Here is a 16707-nt window from a genome sequence, read left to right on the forward strand (position 1 = left end):
CGACAGAGTAGCGCCCGCCGGGCGCTGTGGCGAGGCTGCCGGTCACTTATTCGGTGTATTTCAGGGCCTCAAAAGATCGCAGCCTGCGGCAGCTCCTACATTTGGAACGCAATCCCCTGTAGGAGCTGCCGCAGGCTGCGATCTTTTGATCTTCAACCCCGCTTACGATGCAAACGCCAGCCGATCAGGATCAGCAACACCAGAACCAACCCGCCCGCACTCAGCCACAACACCTGATCATCACTGATCAACGGCTTCTCGATCCGCAAATACCCCGGTTGCAGCAGCAACTCACGCATGGCCTTGTTCGCCGCCGCCAGCGTCACTCCTTGCAGCTCGCGCGCGGGGTTGGCAAAGCGGCCATCTTCGTAATCGCCCAGCGCACTCCAGTAATAATCGGCCATCGCGCTGTTGCCCTGCACCGCCCACGCCTGATGGGCGATCGCCGCCTGTTTGATCCGCGCGAAGGTGTCGGCATCGAGGCCGTTTTTCAGCAGATCAGCCTTGAGGTCTTCGAGTACCTGGATGGCTTCGTCGACATCATCGCGATCCAGATCGGCATTCAGGCTCATGAAGCCGACGCCACCAAACACTTCGCGCTCGGCCCACGGCCCGTACGACAAGCCGTGATTGAGGCGGATCTGCCGATATAGTGCCCAGTCGAGGTAATCCTTGAGGATGTCGAAGGTCTCGTCGTACTGATCGTCCAGCACCGGTTCCGGCACCAGCCAGTGCAACTTGGCGCTGTCGCCGATAAAACCACGGGTGAGGGTGCGCTCATGCGCAGCGCTGGTGCGAATGTCCGGCAGCGGCCGATGTTCACTCGGATCCACCGCTTCGAGGGCGCCCCAGGTGCGTTCCAGATAAGCCGGCAGCAATTTGTCGAGTTCACCGACGACGATCAGCGTCATGTTGTTCGGCGCGTACCAGGCCTTGCGCACCTTCTCCAGTTGCTCTTGAGTCAGGTGGCCGACCTCGGCGCGCTGCGGGCATTTCAGGCCCAGTTCGACGGCGAGCTGATTGCTTGCGGTGTGGCCGAGATCCTGACGGTCGAGAAAGCGTTGCAGACGCGTGTAATGGCCGCCGTCCTCGCGCTCGACCACGCGTTTGGCCGCATTGATGGCGTTGTCGTCGATGCGCGTTTGCGTGAGCAGGTCGAGCAGCAGGTCGAGGACCTTGCGCTGGTTTTTCGCCGGGGCTTCGATGACGAACGTGGTGTCGGCGTTGCTGGTAAAGGCATTCCAGTCGCCACCCAGCGCCTGCATGCGTTCCTCCAGCCCACCTTCGCCAGTGGCGTCGATGCCGCTGAACAGCAGATGTTCGAGCAGGTGCGGCAGCTCTTTGTCATTGCAGTCGAAATCGTCGAGGCCGACGCCAACCACCAGTCGGATCGCCACATGCCCGCGCTCGGTGCCGGGCTTGAGCAACAACTGCAAACCGTTGGGCAGCGCATAGCCTTCGACCTGAAAACGATCCAGGGCAAAGGCGGGCAAGGAACCGAGCAACAGACAGGCGAACAACAGGCAACGCATAACAGGCTTCCATACGGCTGATTTGGAGATCCGTGTCGTCAGTCAGGGCCCCATCGCGAGCAGGCTCACTCCTACATTTGGAATGCGTTCCCCTGTAGGAGTGAGCCTGCTCGCGATAGCGACCTGAAGGCTGAATCAATGTAACTGACTAACACTGACCACAGACGTTCAAGGCGAATGCGTGATGTCGGCAATATCATCCGACTCCAGCGCCCCGGTGTCCGCCGTCTCCAGCACCACATAGGCACTGCCGCAGAACAGTGAATTCAACCGTTTCATGTCGGCAATCAACTCCAGGTGCAGCGAACTGGTTTCAATACTCTGCACGATCTTGCGTTGCAAACGGCTGACATGCGCATGGGCCAAACGACGCTCCTGCGCGCGAAAACGGCGTTTCTCGCGCAGCAATTGCCGGGCACTTTCGCGGTCGCCGCTGAGAAACACCGACAGGCCCAAGCGCAAATTGGCAATCAGTTGCTGCTGCAAACCAGCCAGGTCTTCCAGACCTTCCTCGGAAAACGAGCGGCGCTGCGAAGTCTTCTGCTGCTGAATCTTGCGCAGCATGCGTTCGATCAGGTCGGCGGCCAGTTTCAGGTTGATCGCCAGTTCGATGATCTCGGCCCAGCGCCGACTGTCCTGCTCGCCAAGATCCTCGCGGGGCATCTGCGCCAGGTACAGCTTGATCGCGCTGTACAGCGCTTCGACGTCGTCGGTGAGCCGGCGCATTTCCTGGGTGACAGCGGTCTGCTTGCCGCGCAACACATCGAGCGTGGCGTCGAGCATGTTGTCGAGCAGATCGCCCATGCGCAGGGTTTCCCGCGCGGCGTTGGCCAGCGCCAGACTCGGCGTGACCAGCGCAGTAGCGTCCAGATGCCGTGGTTTGGCGGTGCCGTTGACCTCCGGGCGCTCCGGCAGCAGCCACGCACACAAGCGCGCCATAGGCCCGACGCTTGGCAGCAGAATCAGGCAACGCGCAGTGTTGTAGAGCAGGTGGAAGCCGATGACCATTTCCTGCGGGCTGAAATCGAGGCTGTCGATCCAGTGCACCAGCGGGTCGAGCACCGGGATGATCAGCAGCAGGCCGATCAGTTTGTACAACAGACTGCCCAGCGCCACTTGCCGGCCGGCGGCGTTCTGCATGCTGGTGCTCATGAACGCAAGAATGCCGCTGCCGATATTGGCGCCGATCACCAGACCGATCGCTACCGGCAAACTGATCACACTGGCGCCGGCGAGGGTCGCGGTGAGCAGCACGGCGGCGAGGCTGGAGTAGGAAATCATCGCGAATAGCGCGCCGACCAAGGCGTCGAGGAGGATGTCGCCGGTCAGCGAGGCGAAAATCACCTTCACCCCTTGGGCGTGGGTGATCGGCGCGGCGGCCTCGACAATCAATTGCAGCGCGAGAATGATCAGCCCCAATCCGATGGCCACGCGGCCCATCTGCCCGAGCCGCGTCTGTTTGCGCGACAGAAAGAAAATCACCCCGAGAAAAATCAGCAGCGGCGACAGCCACGACAAGTCAAACGTCAGCACCCGCGCCATCAGCGCGGTACCGACGTCAGCGCCGAGCATGGTCGCCAGCGCCGGGGTCAGCGCCATCAGCCCCTGGCCGACGAAGGAAGTGACGAGCATGGCTGTAGCGTTGCTGCTTTGCACCATCGCGGTGACGACGATGCCAGCCACGAACGCGAGCCAGCGCTTGGACATGTTCTGGCCAATCACATGGCGCAGATTGGTGCCGTACACCCGCAAGATGCCGGTTCGAACGATGTGCGTGCCCCAGATCAACAAGGCCACGGCAGAAAGCAGATTGAGCAGGGTGAGCATGCAAACCCCCTGTATTAGCAGCGCCCCAGAGGAGCAAGTTGACGGTACCGCGCGGTTTCTACGTTTTTGATACTTAAGCTGTAGTTGGCTAACGGACTGGGCGCCAGCATTGCACAGCTAAAGTGTGGATTGAAACAAAAGTGTCATGAAAAGCGCTTCATGCACCTCTCAGATTTCGAATCCGCCAATGATCCTGTGGCGAGGGGATTTATCCCCGATGGGTCGCGCAGCGGCCCCCGTTGTTTAACCCAAAATCAGGGGACTGCTGCGCAGTCCATCGGGGATAAATCCCCTCGCCACAGGTTTTTGCGGGTACAAAAAAGTCTGGATGTTGCCCTAAACAAATGTGGGAGCGAGCCTGCTCGCGAAAGCGGTGGGTCAGCCAACATTGCTGTCGGCTGACACTCCGTCTTCGCGAGCAGGCTCGCTCCCACAGGGGTGTAGGGTGTTGCGTTTTACTGGCCCGGTACGTCCTTGCGCAGTTTCACCGGGTCTTGTTGCTGTTTCTTCTTGGCCATTGCGCCGCGCAGCTTGATGTTGATCGCCTCAACCGCCAGCGAGAAGCCCATGGCGAAGTAGACGTAGCCTTTCGGCACATGCACATCGAACGACTCGGCAATCAGCACGGTACCGACCACCAGCAGGAACGACAGCGCGAGCATTTTCAGCGACGGGTGCTTGTCGATGAACTCGCTGATCTTGCCCGACGCCAGCATCATCACCAGCACTGCCACAACGATCGCCGCGACCATCACTGGCACGTGGGAAACCATGCCGACAGCGGTGATCACCGAATCCAGCGAGAAGACGATGTCGATGATCGCGATCTGGATGATCGTGTAGAGGAAGTTGCCGCCCTTGCCGCCGGGGGTGTCGTCGCTTTCGTCTTCACCTTCCAGCGCGTGGTACATCTCTTGCGAGCTCTTCCACAGCAGGAACAGACCACCGAAGAACAGGATCAGGTCGCGGCCGGAAATGCCTTGGCCGAACACTTCGAACAGGTCGGCGGTGAGGCGCATGACCCAAGTGATCGACAGCAGCAACAGGATACGGGTGATCATGGCCAGGCCAAGACCGAAGATCCGGGTGCGCTGCTGCATGTGTTTGGGCATGCGGCTGACCAGGATCGAAATCATGATGATGTTATCGATGCCGAGGACGATTTCCAGGGCGGTCAGGGTGAAGAAGGCAACCCAGATTTCGGGGTTGGTCAGCCATTCCATGTGTATTCCTTTGAGCGTGTGTTAAACCAAGACGCCAGCAAGCAGCTGGCGTGTTGGTGAGTTGATGCCGTTACAAAGTGCTGAACAGCGGGAAAGTCCCCAACAGCAATGCAGCCACCAGTATGCACAGGCAGACCAGTACTGCCCACTTCAGGGTGAAACGTTGATGGTCACCGAACTCGATACCGGCCAGCGCCACCAGCAGGTACGTCGACGGCACCAGCGGGCTGAGCAAGTGGACGGGCTGACCGACGATCGAGGCACGCGCCATTTCCACTGCGGTGATGCCGTAATGGCTGGCCGCTTCGGACAATACCGGCAACACACCGTAGTAAAACGCGTCGTTCGACATGAAGAATGTGAACGGCATGCTCACCAGCGCCGTGATCACCGCCAGGTACGGGCCGAGGAAGTCCGGAATCACTGCCAACAGGCTTTTCGACATGGCGTCGACCATGCCGGTTCCGGACAGGATACCGGTGAAGATACCCGCGGCGAAAATCAGACTGACCACCGACAGCACGCTGCCGGCGTGGGCTGCGACCCGATCCTTCTGCATTTGCAGGCACGGGTAGTTAACGATCATCGCGATACTGAACGCGACCATGAACAGCACCGGCAGCGGCAGCAGGCCGGCGATCAGCGTGCACATCAGCGCCAGGGTCAGCAGGCCGTTGAACCAGATCAGTTTCGGACGGCGCGCATCCGGGAATTGCGACACGCTGATTTCGCTGTGATCGATCTCGTCGCCGATCAGGTGCAATTCACCCAGGCGTGCACGTTCACGTTTGCCGTAGAAGTAGGCAATGATCAGGATCGCCACCACACCGGCGGCCATCGCTGGAATCATCGGTACGAAAATGTCCGAAGGATCGACATGCAGCGCACTCGCCGCACGTGCGGTCGGGCCGCCCCACGGGGTCATGTTCATCACGCCACCGGCGAGAATGATCAGGCCGGCCATGATTCGCGGGCTCATGCCGATGCGGCTGTACAGCGGCAGCATCGCGGCCACGCAGATCATATAAGTGGTCGCGCCGTCACCATCGAGGGAGACGACGAGCGCCAGTACGGCGGTACCGACCGAAACTTTCAGCGGGTCGCCCTTGACCAGTTTGAGGATCTTGCGCACGGCCGGGTCGAACAGGCCGGAGTCGATCATCAGGGCGAAATAGAGAATGGCAAACATCAGCATCACGCCGGTCGGCGCGAGCTTGGTGATGCCTTCAAGCATCATCGGGCCGATCTTCGGTGCGAAACCACCGAACAGCGCGAACAGAATCGGGATGATGATCAGAGCGATCAGCGCGGACAGGCGCTTGGTCATGATCAAAAACATGAACGTGATGACCATGGCGAAGCCAAGGAAAGTCAGCATGGGAATACTCCAGGCGTAGCGCGGCTAGTTGAGTGAGCGGATCGGGCGGGATCAGCGCAGAACGCGAAGCACGAGGCGTACGGGCGGAGTTGAAGCGGGGAGGCGGGCTACAGAGGACATCAGAATCACCATTGTTGTTGTTAATTGGGCCGTTCGTGCGAGGTATCACACGCGTTGGCCAACCGGTCTGTTGCCGGAAGTGGAGGCGATCCTAATCGCGGAAGCTTTCAGCTACCTTTCGCTGAAGAAAGCTTTGAATGAACGGTCAACCGGCCGTCGGATACGGCTAGAGTCAATAAACCCGGGAAGGAGGGCTGTGGCCATGAGCCAATTGCACAGCGGCGGCTGTCATTGCGGACACATTCGTTATCAGTTCAGCGGGGCGTTGCAGGACATCGCCCACTGCCATTGTTCGATCTGCCGCAAGGTCAGCGGCGGAATAGTCACGACGTGGATCAGCGTGGCGGCAGCGAATTTCCAATGGCTGGCGGGGGCGCCTTCGCGCTATGACTCGTCCAGCAGCTGCGCGCGATTCTTCTGCCCGAACTGCGGCGCGCAACTGGCGTTGCTGACAATGCTCAGCCCCGAGAGCATCGACGTGACCATCGCCACCCTTGATCGCCCGGAGCGGGCGCCGGCTGAACGACACATCTGGACCGACAGCCAATTACCTTGGCTGCACCTGGATGAGCATCTGCCGGGCGAAGCCGAAGAAACGCTGTGATTAAAAAATAGACAGGTCCAGCGGCCGCATCGCGCCCATCCAGATCGCGTGCTCGGTATGGTCGAGCAAGTCATCGCCGGTGTCCGGGTGCAGGAACACCACCAGACCTTTGCGGTTCAGCGCCAGCCACGGCAGCACCTCGCCAATCAGCTCGGGGCCGAAGGCCAATTGGCAGCTCCAGTCCGGGTGCGGGCCGACCGGGCGTTCGTGGACGCGGCCCATCTTCAACGGGAATAACTGCGCAGCTTGCTCACATAACGCGCGCGCCTGACTGATGGTGACGGCGTCGAAATAGACGTGGGCGTGGTAGCCCTTGATCACTTGCATTGGAAAGCCTCAATCGGTTCGAACCCTCGGCGTTGCCCGTATGTCACACGCCATACAAGGGATAACAAAAGGGATCAGCCATGAAAAATGCCGAAACCCCGACGGTGAAAGTGGTGCTCTATGGTGCCATGGCCAGCCTGGGCGGTGCGTTGATGGCTGAATTGCTGCGCCGCCAGCATGAAGTCATCGCCATTCTCGACGATCTGACCGCACTTGCGCCGCGTCCGGGTTTGCGTACCAAAAGCGGCGATCTGTTCGATGTCGAGCGGGTCAATCAAAGCGTAGCGGGGAGTTCGGCGGTGATTTGCCTGCTGGATGCGCCGGGTTTGCCGTTCAACAGTGATCACGTGGAAAGATCTGTGGTGCTGGGGCCGGTGGAACAGGTGCTGGCTGTCGATGCGCTGGTCGATGGCCTGCAACTGGCCAACGTCTCGCGACTGTTTCTGGTGGGCGATTTTGCCGTACTCGACGAGCCGGATCTGGATGATCGCCTGCAACGTCACGCTGCCGAGGAAATCCGCGAAGCCGTGCAAAGCAGCCCGCTGCGCTGGACGCTGGTGAATGCCCCGCACGGCGTGGCCGGACTGACCATCGAGCATTTCAGTCAGGTCGGCGGCAACCTGGAACCGGGCCTGGCCGAACCGCTGGAACGCCTGAATCGCGTGGCGGTCGGCATTGCCGATGAGCTGCGGCTGAATCTGCATGTGGGCGAACACGTAAATTTCATCGCCGCCACAGATCCCTCGTAGGAGCTGCCGCAGGCTGCGATCTTTTGACCTTCAAACCGCAATCGAAGGCAACGCCAACCCGGCCAACGATTCGGCGCTGTTCGCCTGCTCGACCATCAACCAATCGACAAACTGCTGAATCAACGCCCCACGCCGTTTGCGCTGCGGCAACACTACGTAATACCCCAACCGCGACAGCGTTGTTTCAGCAATCGGCCGACACAACAAACCCTGGGTCAGCAAGTTGTCCACAAGGTGGCGCCAACCGATCGCCACACCCTGCCCGCCAATCGCCGCCTGGATCAACAGCGTGTAATTGTCGAAGCGCAATTGCCCCGGCGCCGGCGGCGTGTTGATGCCTAACTCGCGAAACAAGCCGCTCCAGTCAAACCAGTTGCTGCTGTTTTCGCCACGCAGATGCAACAACGGCAACTCCAGCAGCGCCTGAGCGGGCAAGGGCAGGGCGCGCTCCTTGAGCAATTGCGGGCTGCACACCGGGAACACTTCTTCGCTGAACAGCCAATGACTTTCGCCCTGCTTAAAACGCCCGTCGCCGAACAGGATTGCCACGTCGATATCGGTGCGCAGCATGTTGTGGTTGCGTTCGCTGGTCACCAAGCTGACATCGACATGCGGATTGGCTTCATGGAAGCGGTGCAGGCGCGGCATCAGCCAATACGCAGCGAAAGCGAAATCGGTGGCGACCTGCAGCACTTCATGTTGCTGCTGTGCACTGATTGCGCTCAATCCAGCGTCGATATTCTGCAAACCGAGGGAAACCTGCTCGAACAGGATGGCGCCGACTTCGGTCAATTCGATCCCGCGGTAAATGCGATCAAACAAGCGCGTGCCGAGTTGCTCTTCCAGGCGTTTGATCTGCTGGCTGATCGCCGGTTGCGTAGTGCCCAGCTCTACCGAAGCGGCGGTAAAACTGCGATGTCGCGCCGCCGCTTCGAATGCGCGCAACAGGTCGAGGGACAGATCACCCAAGGCTTCATACATAAGCAGTGCTTATCCTAGTCATTGTTCCGCGCGGGCTTTACCGGATACAGCATGGACTCCATGCTCGAACGCAGCAATGTCGCATAAATATTCACTATGGAATGCCGCGATCACATGAAGCGCAAGAATATTCTTTTCATCATGGCCGATCAGATGGCCGCGCCAATGTTGCCGTTCTACGGCCCGTCGCCGATCAAACTGCCGAATCTTTCCCGCCTCGCCGCCCAAGGCGTGGTGTTCGATGCCGCTTATTGCAACAGCCCGTTGTGCGCGCCGTCGCGTTTCACCCTGGTCAGCGGCCAGTTGCCGAGCAAAATCGGCGCCTATGACAACGCCGCCGATTTCCCTGCCGATGTGCCTACTTACGCCCATTACTTGCGCCGTCTCGGCTACCGCACCGCGCTGTCGGGCAAGATGCATTTCTGCGGCCCCGATCAGTTACACGGTTACGAAGAGCGCCTGACCAGCGACATCTACCCGGCCGATTACGGCTGGGCAGTGAACTGGGATGAGCCGGACGTACGGCCGAGCTGGTATCACAACATGTCCTCGGTATTGCAGGCCGGGCCGTGCGTGCGCACCAACCAACTCGATTTCGATGAAGAGGTGGTGTTCAAAGCGCAGCAGTATTTGTTTGATCACATCCGCGAGGATGGCGATCAGCCGTTCTGCCTGACTGTTTCAATGACGCACCCACACGACCCGTACACCATTCCCAAGGCGTTCTGGGATTTGTACGACGATGCCGATATCCCTTTGCCTACGTCCCCGGATCAACACGAACTCGATCCGCACTCGCAGCGCCTGCTCAAGGTTTACGACCTGTGGGATAAACCGCTGCCTGTGGATAAGATCCGTGATGCGCGCCGGGCGTACTTCGGTGCGTGCAGCTATATCGACGCCAACGTCGGCAAACTTCTGCAAACCCTCGAAGAAACCGGGCTGATCGATGACACCATCATCGTGTTCTCCGGCGACCACGGCGACATGCTCGGCGAGAAAGGCCTCTGGTACAAAATGCATTGGTACGAAATGGCTGCCCGCGTGCCGCTGTTGATCAGTGCGCCAGGGCAGTTCAATTCAGGTCGTGTCAGTGCTGCCGTATCCACTGCCGACCTGCTGCCAACTTTCGTGGAAATGGCCGGCGGAACGCTGGAACCGGGCCTGCCATTGGATGGCCGTTCGCTGGTCTCACACCTGCAAGGGCAGGGCGGCCATGACGAAGCGTTCGGCGAATACATGGCCGAAGGCACCGTCAGCCCGCTGATGATGATCCGTCGCGGCGCCTACAAATTTATCTACAGTGAAAGCGACCCTTGCCTACTCTTCGATGTAAGCAACGACCCGCGCGAACTAGAAGAACTCAGTCAATCGCCGCAATATCGCCCGCTGTTCGACGATTTTCTCGCTGAAGCGCGGGCCAAGTGGGACATTCCGGCGATTCACCGGGAGGTCCTCGCCAGCCAGCGCCGCCGCCGTTTTGTTGCCGAGGCGTTAACCATCGGCAAGCTGAAGAGCTGGGATCACCAGCCGCTGGTGGACGCCAGTCAGCAGTACATGCGCAACCACATCGATCTCGACGATCTGGAACGCAAAGCACGTTATCCACAACCCTGCCAAAACCAATAATGTTAAGGGGAAGTCCATGCGCAAGTTATCCACAGTAGTGACGGTCGGCCTGCTCGCGCTGAGCAGCGCTTCGGCCTTCGCCGAGCAAAGTTGCGAGACGGTGAAAATGGCCGACCCGGGCTGGAGCGACATCGCCGCGACCAACGCCATCACCGGGCTTCTGCTGGACGGCATGGGCTACAAGGCCAAGGTCGACACCCTCGCGGTGCCGATCACCTTTGGCGGTTTGAAGGATGGCCAGGTGGATGTGTTTCTCGGCAACTGGATGCCGGCGCAGCAGGGCTTCTACGACAAGTTCGTCGCCACCGGTGACGTCACGCAACTGGCGAAGAACCTCGACGGCACCGAGTTCACCCTCGCCGTACCCGACTACGTGTGGGACGCGGGTGTGCATAACTTCGCCGACCTGAACAAATACGCCGACAAATTCGAGCGCAAGATCTACGGCATTGGTTCGGGTGCGCCAGCGAATATCTCGCTGCAGGAAATCATCAAGAAGAACGACTTCGACATGGGCCAGTGGAAGCTGATCGAGTCCAGCGAACAGGCGATGCTCGCCGAAGTGTCGCGGGCGGTGAAGAAACAGAAATTCGTCACCTTCCTCGGCTGGACCCCGCACCCGATGAACGTGCAGTTGAAGATGCATTACCTGAAGGGCGGCGAGAAGTACTTCGGCGACACCGGCAGCGTGTTTACGCTGACGCGCAAGGGTTACGCCGAGGCCTGTCCGAATGTGGGTAAATTGCTGACCAATCTTTCGTTCACTCAGGCGATGGAGAACAGCATCATGGCTGAGGTGGTGAACAAGAAGGTCACTAATGCCGAGGCGGCGAAGGCGTGGATCAAGGCGAACCCGGCGGTGCTGGATAAGTGGCTGGATGGGGTGAAGACGGTTGACGGGAAGGATGCGTTGGCGGCGGTCAAAGCCAAGCTCTGATTTAGCGCGCACAGATCGTTCCCACGCTCCGCGTGGGAATGCCGCAACGGACGCTCCGCGTTCGGCTTTGAATGGGACGCAGAGCGTCCCGGGCTGCATTCCCACGCAGAGCGTGGGAACGATCGGCGTAAGGGCTGATAACCTTGCATAAAACCCCAACCGCGAGGACCCATGGCCTTTCCCAGCCGCCACTCTCTCTTCCCTTTCCTGACCTGGCTACCGCGGCAAACCCGCGCCAGCGTCGGACGGGACCTGATCGTCGGCCTCAGCGGTGCGATTCTCGCGTTACCCCAGTCGATTGCCTACGCGCTGATCGCCGGTCTGCCACCTGAGTACGGTCTGTATGCCGCGATCATCCCGGTATTGATCGCTTGCCTGTGGGGTTCATCGTGGCATCTGATTTGCGGCCCGACCGCAGCGATTTCGATTGTGCTGTACGCCAGCGTCAGCCCTTTAGCGGTGCCGGCATCGCAGGACTACATCACCCTGATCCTGCTGCTGACTTTCCTCGCCGGAGTTTTCCAGTGGCTGCTCGGTTTGCTGCGCTTCGGCGCGCTGGTGAATTTCGTCTCGCATTCGGTGGTGCTGGGTTTCACCCTTGGCGCGGCGGTGGTGATTGCTATCGGGCAATTGCCGAATCTGCTGGGTCTGGAATTGTCGGCTAAAGCCACGGCGCTGGCGAGTCTGATGGATCTGCTGCAACACCTCAGGGCTGTGGATAAACCTTCGCTGGTGCTCGGCTTGACCACGGTGGTGGTCGGTATGGTCCTGAAACAACTGCTGCCGCGCTGGCCGACGCTGTTGATAACGTTGATCCTGGCCAGCCTGCTGGTGTGGTTGTGGCCGGCGATGTTCGGCCATGTGCATCTGGTCAGTGCGTTCGTTGGACGATTGCCACCGTTCAGTGGCTTGCCGCTGGATCTGGATTTGATTTTGCGCCTGCTGCCGAGCGCTGTGGCGGTGGGCATGCTCGGGCTGGTCACCAGCCTGTCGATCGCGCGCTCGATTTCGGCGCGGTCGCAGCAATTACTCGATGCCAATCAGGAAGTGCGTGCGCAAGGTTTATCGAACATTGTCGGGGCGTTCTTTTCCGGATCGTTGTCGGCCGGATCATTTACCCGCTCAGGATTGAGTTACGAGGCGGGCGCCTGCTCGCCTCTGGCCGGGATTTTTTCAGCGATCTGGGTGGCGTTGTTTGCGATCTTCGGCGCGGGATTGATTTCACACATTCCAATTCCGGCGATGGCGGGCAGCATTCTGCTGATTGCCTGGGGGCTGGTGGATCATCGCGGCATTCGCTCGTTGCTGCGAGTCAGCCGCGCCGAATTCGTGGTAATGGCGCTGACGTGTCTCGCGACCTTGCTGCTGGAGTTGCAGACGGCGATTTATGCCGGGGTGCTGGCGTCGCTGTTTTTCTACCTCAAGCGCACTTCGCAACCGCGTGTGCAGCATTGGCGCGACGGTGAGGACGATGTTTTACGCGTCGGCGGCTCGATCTTTTTCGGCGCCAGCCATTACCTGCAAGTGCGCCTGCAGCGCATGCACGGCGCGCGGGTGGTGATCGAGGCGCAGCAGATCAACTTCATCGATTATTCGGGGGTGGCGATGCTGCATCAGGAGGCGCGGCGGTTGTTGAGCCAGAATCGCAGTTTGACCTTGCGCCGGGCGCGGCCGCAGGTGGTGGAGGAGTTGAGGAAGCTTGAAGGGCCGGAGAAATGTCCGATCCGGTTTGAGGATTGATCTGATAGCACCGCATAACACTGTAGGAGTGAGCCTGCTCGCGATAGCGGAGTGTCAGATAAAACCTTATCAACTGACACTCCGCTATCGCGAGCAGGCTCACTCCTACAAGGATTATTGCGCCAGTTGGCGGCGCAGTTCGGCCAATACTGGCGCCGTATCAGGCCGCACACCCCGCCACAAAAAGAACGCCTCAGCGGCCTGCTCCGCCAACATCCCCAAACCATCCATCGCCACCGCCGCGCCATGCTCGCTGGCCCAGCGGCAGAACGCCGTCGGTTCCTTGCCGTACATCATGTCGTAGCACAGGGTCTTGCCCGGCTCGATCAGGCTCGGCGCAATCGGCGGTACATCGCCGGTCAGGCTCGCCGATGTAGCGTTGATGATCACGTCCACCGGCTCGCGCAGCCAGTCAAAACCACTGGCCGACACCGGCCCCAGATCGCAGAACAACTCCGCCAGCAACTCAGCCTTGTCGACCGTGCGATTGGCGATGATCACCGACGCCGGTTTCTCCGCCAGCAATGGCTCCAGCGCCCCACGCACCGCGCCGCCAGCGCCGAGCAGCAGGATGCGTTTGCCGCTCAGGCTGAACCCGGCGTTCACCGTCAGGTCACGCACCAGCCCGGCGCCATCGGTGTTATCGCCGAGCAGCGAACCGTCGGCCAGTTTGCTCAAGGTGTTCACCGCGCCGGCGCGCTCTGCGCGGGCGGTCAGGCTGTCGGCCAGACGGTAGGCGTCTTCCTTGAACGGCACGGTCACGTTGGCGCCGCGACCGCTTACGAAAAACGCCTTGGCGCAGCCGGAGAAGTCGTCCAGCGGCGCCAGCAAGGTGCTGTAGTCGAGCTGCTGTGCGGTTTGCTCGGCGAACAACTTGTGAATCATCGGCGATTTGCTGTGGCCGATCGGATTACCGAAAACGACGTAACGATCCATCAGTAATCCTCAGGCCTGGGTCAGCCAGTCGCGGTCTTGCAGGAAGTACTCGGTCAGGCGCGCTTCTTCGCTGCCGGGCTCGGCTTTCCAGTCGTAGCCCCAGCGCACTTGCGGCGGCAGCGACATCAGAATCGACTCGGTACGCCCGCCCGATTGCAGGCCGAACAGCGTGCCCCGGTCGTAAACCAGATTGAATTCGACGTAGCGGCCACGGCGAAACTCCTGGAATTCACGCTGCTGGGCGGTGAAGGCATCGTTTTTCCGGCGCTGCACGATCGGCAAATACGCATCGATGTAGGCGTCGCCAATGGCGCGCATGAAGGCGAAGCTGGTGTCGAAGTCCCACTCGTTCAAATCATCGAAGAACAGCCCGCCGATACCGCGCGGTTCGTGGCGATGCTTGATGTGGAAGTAGGTGTCGCACCAGGCTTTGTAGCGCGGGTAGATGTCCGGTCCGAATGGCGCGCAAGCCTGTTGAGCAACGCGATGCCAATGGATGCAGTCTTCTTCGTTGCCGTAATACGGGGTCAGGTCGAAGCCACCACCGAACCACCAGACCGGCTCTTCACCTTCCTTCTCGGCGATGAAAAAGCGCACGTTGGCGTGGGACGTCGGCACATGCGGGTTGTGCGGGTGAATCACCAGCGACACACCGAGGGCTTCAAAACCGCGACCGGCCAATTCCGGGCGATGGGCGCTGGCCGACGGTGGCAGACCGTTGCCGTAGACGTGGGAAAAGTTGACGCCGCCCTTTTCGATCAGCGTGCCGTTCTCGATCACGCGGGTGCGACCGCCACCGCCCGCCGGCCGGGTCCAGGCGTCTTCGACGAAGCGCGTGCCACCGTCTTCGGTTTCGAGTGCAGCGCAGATACGGTCTTGCAGGTCGAGCAGATAGGCCTTTACGGCGTCGGTGCGGGTCGTCATGGCTTCACCTTGAATCGGGCGGCGCCCCGCAGGCGGGCGACGCAAATGGGCGCGTAGCATACCACCGCAGACTGGCGCGCCGCAGTTGACGAAGATCAAGCATGGGAGTTGGATAGGGGGTTCACGACAGACCCAAGGAGAGCAGGCAGATGGCAAAGCGTATCCAGTTCCGCGCCCACGGCGGCCCCGAAGTGCTCGAATTTGTTGACTACGAACCCGCCGCGCCCGGCCCCAATCAAGTGCGCGTGGAGAACAAGGCGATCGGCCTGAACTTCATCGACACCTATTTCCGCAGCGGTCTGTACGCGCCGCCAGCCTTGCCGTCCGGTCTCGGTGCGGAAGGTGCAGGCGTGGTTGACGCGGTTGGCAGCGGCGTCACCCGCTTCAAGGTCGGTGATCGTGTGGCGTATGGCAGTGGCCCGTTGGGCGCTTACAGCGAGTTGCACGTGTTGCCCGAAGCCAATCTGGTGAAACTGCCGGATGAAATCAGCTTCGAAACGGCCGCTGGGGTAATGCTCAAGGGCCTGACCGTGCAGTATCTGCTGCGTCAGACTTATGAACTGAAAGGTGGCGAAACCATTCTGTTCCACGCCGCTGCCGGTGGTGTCGGTTCGCTGGCCTGCCAATGGGCCAAGGCCCTGGGCGTGAAGCTGATCGGCACGGTCAGTTCGAAAGAGAAGGCCGAACTGGCCAAGGCCAATGGTGCGTGGGCGACCATTGATTACAGCCATGAGAACGTTGCCGAGCGCGTGCTGGCGCTGACCGATGGCAAGAAAGTCCCGGTGGTGTACGACGGTGTGGGCAAGGACACTTGGCTGACTTCGCTGGACAGCGTTGCACCGCGTGGTCTGGTGGTGAGCTTCGGCAATGCGTCGGGTGCGGTGGACGGGGTGAACCTGGGGATTCTTTCGGCGAAGGGTTCGCTGTACGTGACGCGGCCGACGTTGGCGACTTATGCCAATAACGCTGAGAATTTGCAGCGGATGGCGGATGAGCTGTTTGAGATGATCATCAGCGGCAAGATCAAGGTGGATATCAGTCAGCGCTATTCGTTGGCGGATGCGGCCAAAGCGCAGACTGAGCTGTCGGCTCGACGGACGACAGGTTCAACCATTCTGTTGCCTTGACCGGCCCCATCGCGAGCAGGCTCACTCCTACAGGGGAACGCATTCCAAATGTAGGAGTGAGCCTGCTCGCGATGGGAGCAACTCGGTTCTAAGCCGGGCGTACGACGTTGCCCGTGGCCAGATCACGAATCAGGCTCGGGTTCTTGCGCCCACCCAATTCCCCGCCCAGCACCAGATCAATCTGCCCCCGGAAATACTGCTCGACGCGCAACCGCGTGCGCGCCGCCGGGCGTCCTTGCGGGTTGGCCGAGGTCGAAATCAACGGCCCGACCATCGAACACAAATCGCGCACTTGTGGATGATCACTAACGCGCAACGCCACAGTGTCGTGCACGCCCGTCACCCATTCCGGCAACAAGCCCTGATGCGGCACCAGCCAGGTGTTTGGCCCCGGCCAGGTACTGGCCATGCGGTCGATCCATTCTTGCGGGAAGTCTTCGAACAGGAAATCGAACTGGCGAATGTTGTCGGCCACCAGAATCAGGCCCTTGTCGACCGAGCGATTCTTGATCGCCAGCAGCCGATCCACCGCCTCTTCATTCCACGGGTCGCAACCCAGCCCCCAGACGGCTTCGGTTGGATAGGCAATCACCGCCCCGGCGCGAATCTCTCGTGCGGCTTGTTGCACACGCCAACTGTTGACCATGAAAAAACTCTCCGCAAACAGGTTTCG

The 16707-nt window shown here is 60.3% G+C and carries 15 protein-coding genes; 6 read left to right on the forward strand and 9 right to left on the reverse strand.

The features are described from left to right. Window positions 1-152: 152 nt before the first annotated feature. The 4 genes from QOL84_RS19170 to QOL84_RS19185 form a co-directional block, all read right to left on the reverse strand. Window positions 153-1532 (reverse strand): M16 family metallopeptidase, encoded by a 1380-nt coding sequence (locus QOL84_RS19170; protein ID WP_283438206.1) that lies wholly within the window; start codon window positions 1530-1532, stop codon window positions 153-155. Between the two features lie 168 nt (window positions 1533-1700). Further along, entirely contained in the window at window positions 1701-3359 is a 1659-nt protein-coding gene (locus QOL84_RS19175; RefSeq protein ID WP_283438207.1) for a Na/Pi cotransporter family protein, read from the reverse strand. A gap of 455 nt (window positions 3360-3814) precedes the next feature. Next, window positions 3815-4582 (reverse strand): TerC family protein, encoded by a 768-nt coding sequence (locus QOL84_RS19180; RefSeq protein ID WP_283438208.1) that lies wholly within the window; start codon window positions 4580-4582, stop codon window positions 3815-3817. A 70-nt stretch (window positions 4583-4652) separates the two neighbouring features. After that, the gene (locus tag QOL84_RS19185) at window positions 4653-5960 is read right to left on the reverse strand and encodes a CitMHS family transporter (protein ID WP_007954069.1); all 1308 of its coding nucleotides are present in this window, start codon (window positions 5958-5960) and stop codon (window positions 4653-4655) included. 322 nt (window positions 5961-6282) lie between these two features. On the opposite strand from QOL84_RS19185, the gene QOL84_RS19190 reads away from it, so the two are divergent. Continuing rightward, window positions 6283-6684 (forward strand): GFA family protein, encoded by a 402-nt coding sequence (locus tag QOL84_RS19190; RefSeq protein WP_283438209.1) that lies wholly within the window; start codon window positions 6283-6285, stop codon window positions 6682-6684. On the opposite strand, the gene QOL84_RS19195 is transcribed toward QOL84_RS19190, so the two are convergent. Next, the gene (locus QOL84_RS19195; RefSeq protein ID WP_283438210.1) at window positions 6685-7011 is read right to left on the reverse strand and encodes a DOPA 4,5-dioxygenase family protein; all 327 of its coding nucleotides are present in this window, start codon (window positions 7009-7011) and stop codon (window positions 6685-6687) included. A gap of 80 nt (window positions 7012-7091) precedes the next feature. Between QOL84_RS19195 and QOL84_RS19200 the strand changes: the two genes are divergently transcribed. Then, window positions 7092-7760 carry an NAD(P)-dependent oxidoreductase gene (locus tag QOL84_RS19200; protein ID WP_283438211.1) on the forward strand — a complete coding sequence of 223 codons (669 nt, stop codon included), beginning with the start codon at window positions 7092-7094 and terminating at the stop codon, window positions 7758-7760. Between the two features lie 30 nt (window positions 7761-7790). Here the strand turns inward: QOL84_RS19200 and QOL84_RS19205 are convergent, their stop codons facing one another. Beyond that, window positions 7791-8741 (reverse strand): choline sulfate utilization transcriptional regulator, encoded by a 951-nt coding sequence (locus QOL84_RS19205; RefSeq protein ID WP_283438212.1) that lies wholly within the window; start codon window positions 8739-8741, stop codon window positions 7791-7793. 114 nt (window positions 8742-8855) lie between these two features. Between QOL84_RS19205 and betC the strand changes: the two genes are divergently transcribed. From betC to QOL84_RS19220, 3 genes are all read left to right on the forward strand, one after another. After that, window positions 8856-10370 carry a choline-sulfatase gene (betC, locus tag QOL84_RS19210; RefSeq protein WP_283438213.1) on the forward strand — a complete coding sequence of 505 codons (1515 nt, stop codon included), beginning with the start codon at window positions 8856-8858 and terminating at the stop codon, window positions 10368-10370. 16 nt (window positions 10371-10386) lie between these two features. Then, window positions 10387-11307, forward strand: a complete 921-nt coding sequence (choX, locus tag QOL84_RS19215) for a choline ABC transporter substrate-binding protein (RefSeq protein WP_283438214.1) — start codon at window positions 10387-10389, stop codon at window positions 11305-11307. A gap of 171 nt (window positions 11308-11478) precedes the next feature. Further along, a complete protein-coding gene (locus tag QOL84_RS19220) occupies window positions 11479-13047 on the forward strand; it encodes a SulP family inorganic anion transporter (protein ID WP_283438215.1) in 1569 nt (522 codons plus the stop codon). Window positions 13048-13161: 114 nt separating this feature from the next. Here QOL84_RS19220 and aroE read toward each other — a convergent pair whose 3' ends face one another. Next, window positions 13162-13983 carry a shikimate dehydrogenase gene (gene aroE / locus QOL84_RS19225; protein WP_283438216.1) on the reverse strand — a complete coding sequence of 274 codons (822 nt, stop codon included), beginning with the start codon at window positions 13981-13983 and terminating at the stop codon, window positions 13162-13164. 9 nt (window positions 13984-13992) lie between these two features. Continuing rightward, window positions 13993-14907, reverse strand: coding sequence for an oxygen-dependent coproporphyrinogen oxidase (gene hemF / locus QOL84_RS19230; RefSeq protein ID WP_283438217.1), 915 nt, complete (start codon window positions 14905-14907; stop codon window positions 13993-13995). A 149-nt stretch (window positions 14908-15056) separates the two neighbouring features. Between hemF and QOL84_RS19235 the strand changes: the two genes are divergently transcribed. Next, on the forward strand, window positions 15057-16034 hold the full coding sequence (locus tag QOL84_RS19235; protein ID WP_283438218.1) for an NADPH:quinone reductase: 978 nt from the start codon (window positions 15057-15059) through the stop codon (window positions 16032-16034). An 88-nt stretch (window positions 16035-16122) separates the two neighbouring features. Here the strand turns inward: QOL84_RS19235 and tsaC are convergent, their stop codons facing one another. After that, window positions 16123-16680, reverse strand: coding sequence for an L-threonylcarbamoyladenylate synthase type 1 TsaC (gene tsaC, locus QOL84_RS19240; RefSeq protein ID WP_129386983.1), 558 nt, complete (start codon window positions 16678-16680; stop codon window positions 16123-16125). Window positions 16681-16707 lie beyond the last annotated feature (27 nt).

It is taken from the genome of Pseudomonas helmanticensis (genome assembly GCF_900182985.1).
GTDB classification, from domain to species: domain Bacteria; phylum Pseudomonadota; class Gammaproteobacteria; order Pseudomonadales; family Pseudomonadaceae; genus Aquipseudomonas; species Aquipseudomonas helmanticensis.

What these genes read in the sequence shown, in the direction of transcription:
- QOL84_RS19170 (WP_283438206.1), bottom strand. Translation starts at nt 1,532, where the DNA reads ATGCGTTGCCTGTTGTTCGCCTGTCTGTTGCTCGGTTCCTTGCCCGCC.
- QOL84_RS19175 (WP_283438207.1), bottom strand. Translation starts at nt 3,359, where the DNA reads ATGCTCACCCTGCTCAATCTGCTTTCTGCCGTGGCCTTGTTGATCTGG.
- QOL84_RS19180 (WP_283438208.1), bottom strand. Translation starts at nt 4,582, where the DNA reads ATGGAATGGCTGACCAACCCCGAAATCTGGGTTGCCTTCTTCACCCTG.
- QOL84_RS19185 (WP_007954069.1), bottom strand. Translation starts at nt 5,960, where the DNA reads ATGCTGACTTTCCTTGGCTTCGCCATGGTCATCACGTTCATGTTTTTG.
- QOL84_RS19190 (WP_283438209.1), top strand. Translation starts at nt 6,283, where the DNA reads ATGAGCCAATTGCACAGCGGCGGCTGTCATTGCGGACACATTCGTTAT.
- QOL84_RS19195 (WP_283438210.1), bottom strand. Translation starts at nt 7,011, where the DNA reads ATGCAAGTGATCAAGGGCTACCACGCCCACGTCTATTTCGACGCCGTC.
- QOL84_RS19200 (WP_283438211.1), top strand. Translation starts at nt 7,092, where the DNA reads ATGAAAAATGCCGAAACCCCGACGGTGAAAGTGGTGCTCTATGGTGCC.
- QOL84_RS19205 (WP_283438212.1), bottom strand. Translation starts at nt 8,741, where the DNA reads ATGTATGAAGCCTTGGGTGATCTGTCCCTCGACCTGTTGCGCGCATTC.
- betC (WP_283438213.1), top strand. Translation starts at nt 8,856, where the DNA reads ATGAAGCGCAAGAATATTCTTTTCATCATGGCCGATCAGATGGCCGCG.
- choX (WP_283438214.1), top strand. Translation starts at nt 10,387, where the DNA reads ATGCGCAAGTTATCCACAGTAGTGACGGTCGGCCTGCTCGCGCTGAGC.
- QOL84_RS19220 (WP_283438215.1), top strand. Translation starts at nt 11,479, where the DNA reads ATGGCCTTTCCCAGCCGCCACTCTCTCTTCCCTTTCCTGACCTGGCTA.
- aroE (WP_283438216.1), bottom strand. Translation starts at nt 13,983, where the DNA reads ATGGATCGTTACGTCGTTTTCGGTAATCCGATCGGCCACAGCAAATCG.
- hemF (WP_283438217.1), bottom strand. Translation starts at nt 14,907, where the DNA reads ATGACGACCCGCACCGACGCCGTAAAGGCCTATCTGCTCGACCTGCAA.
- QOL84_RS19235 (WP_283438218.1), top strand. Translation starts at nt 15,057, where the DNA reads ATGGCAAAGCGTATCCAGTTCCGCGCCCACGGCGGCCCCGAAGTGCTC.
- tsaC (WP_129386983.1), bottom strand. Translation starts at nt 16,680, where the DNA reads ATGGTCAACAGTTGGCGTGTGCAACAAGCCGCACGAGAGATTCGCGCC.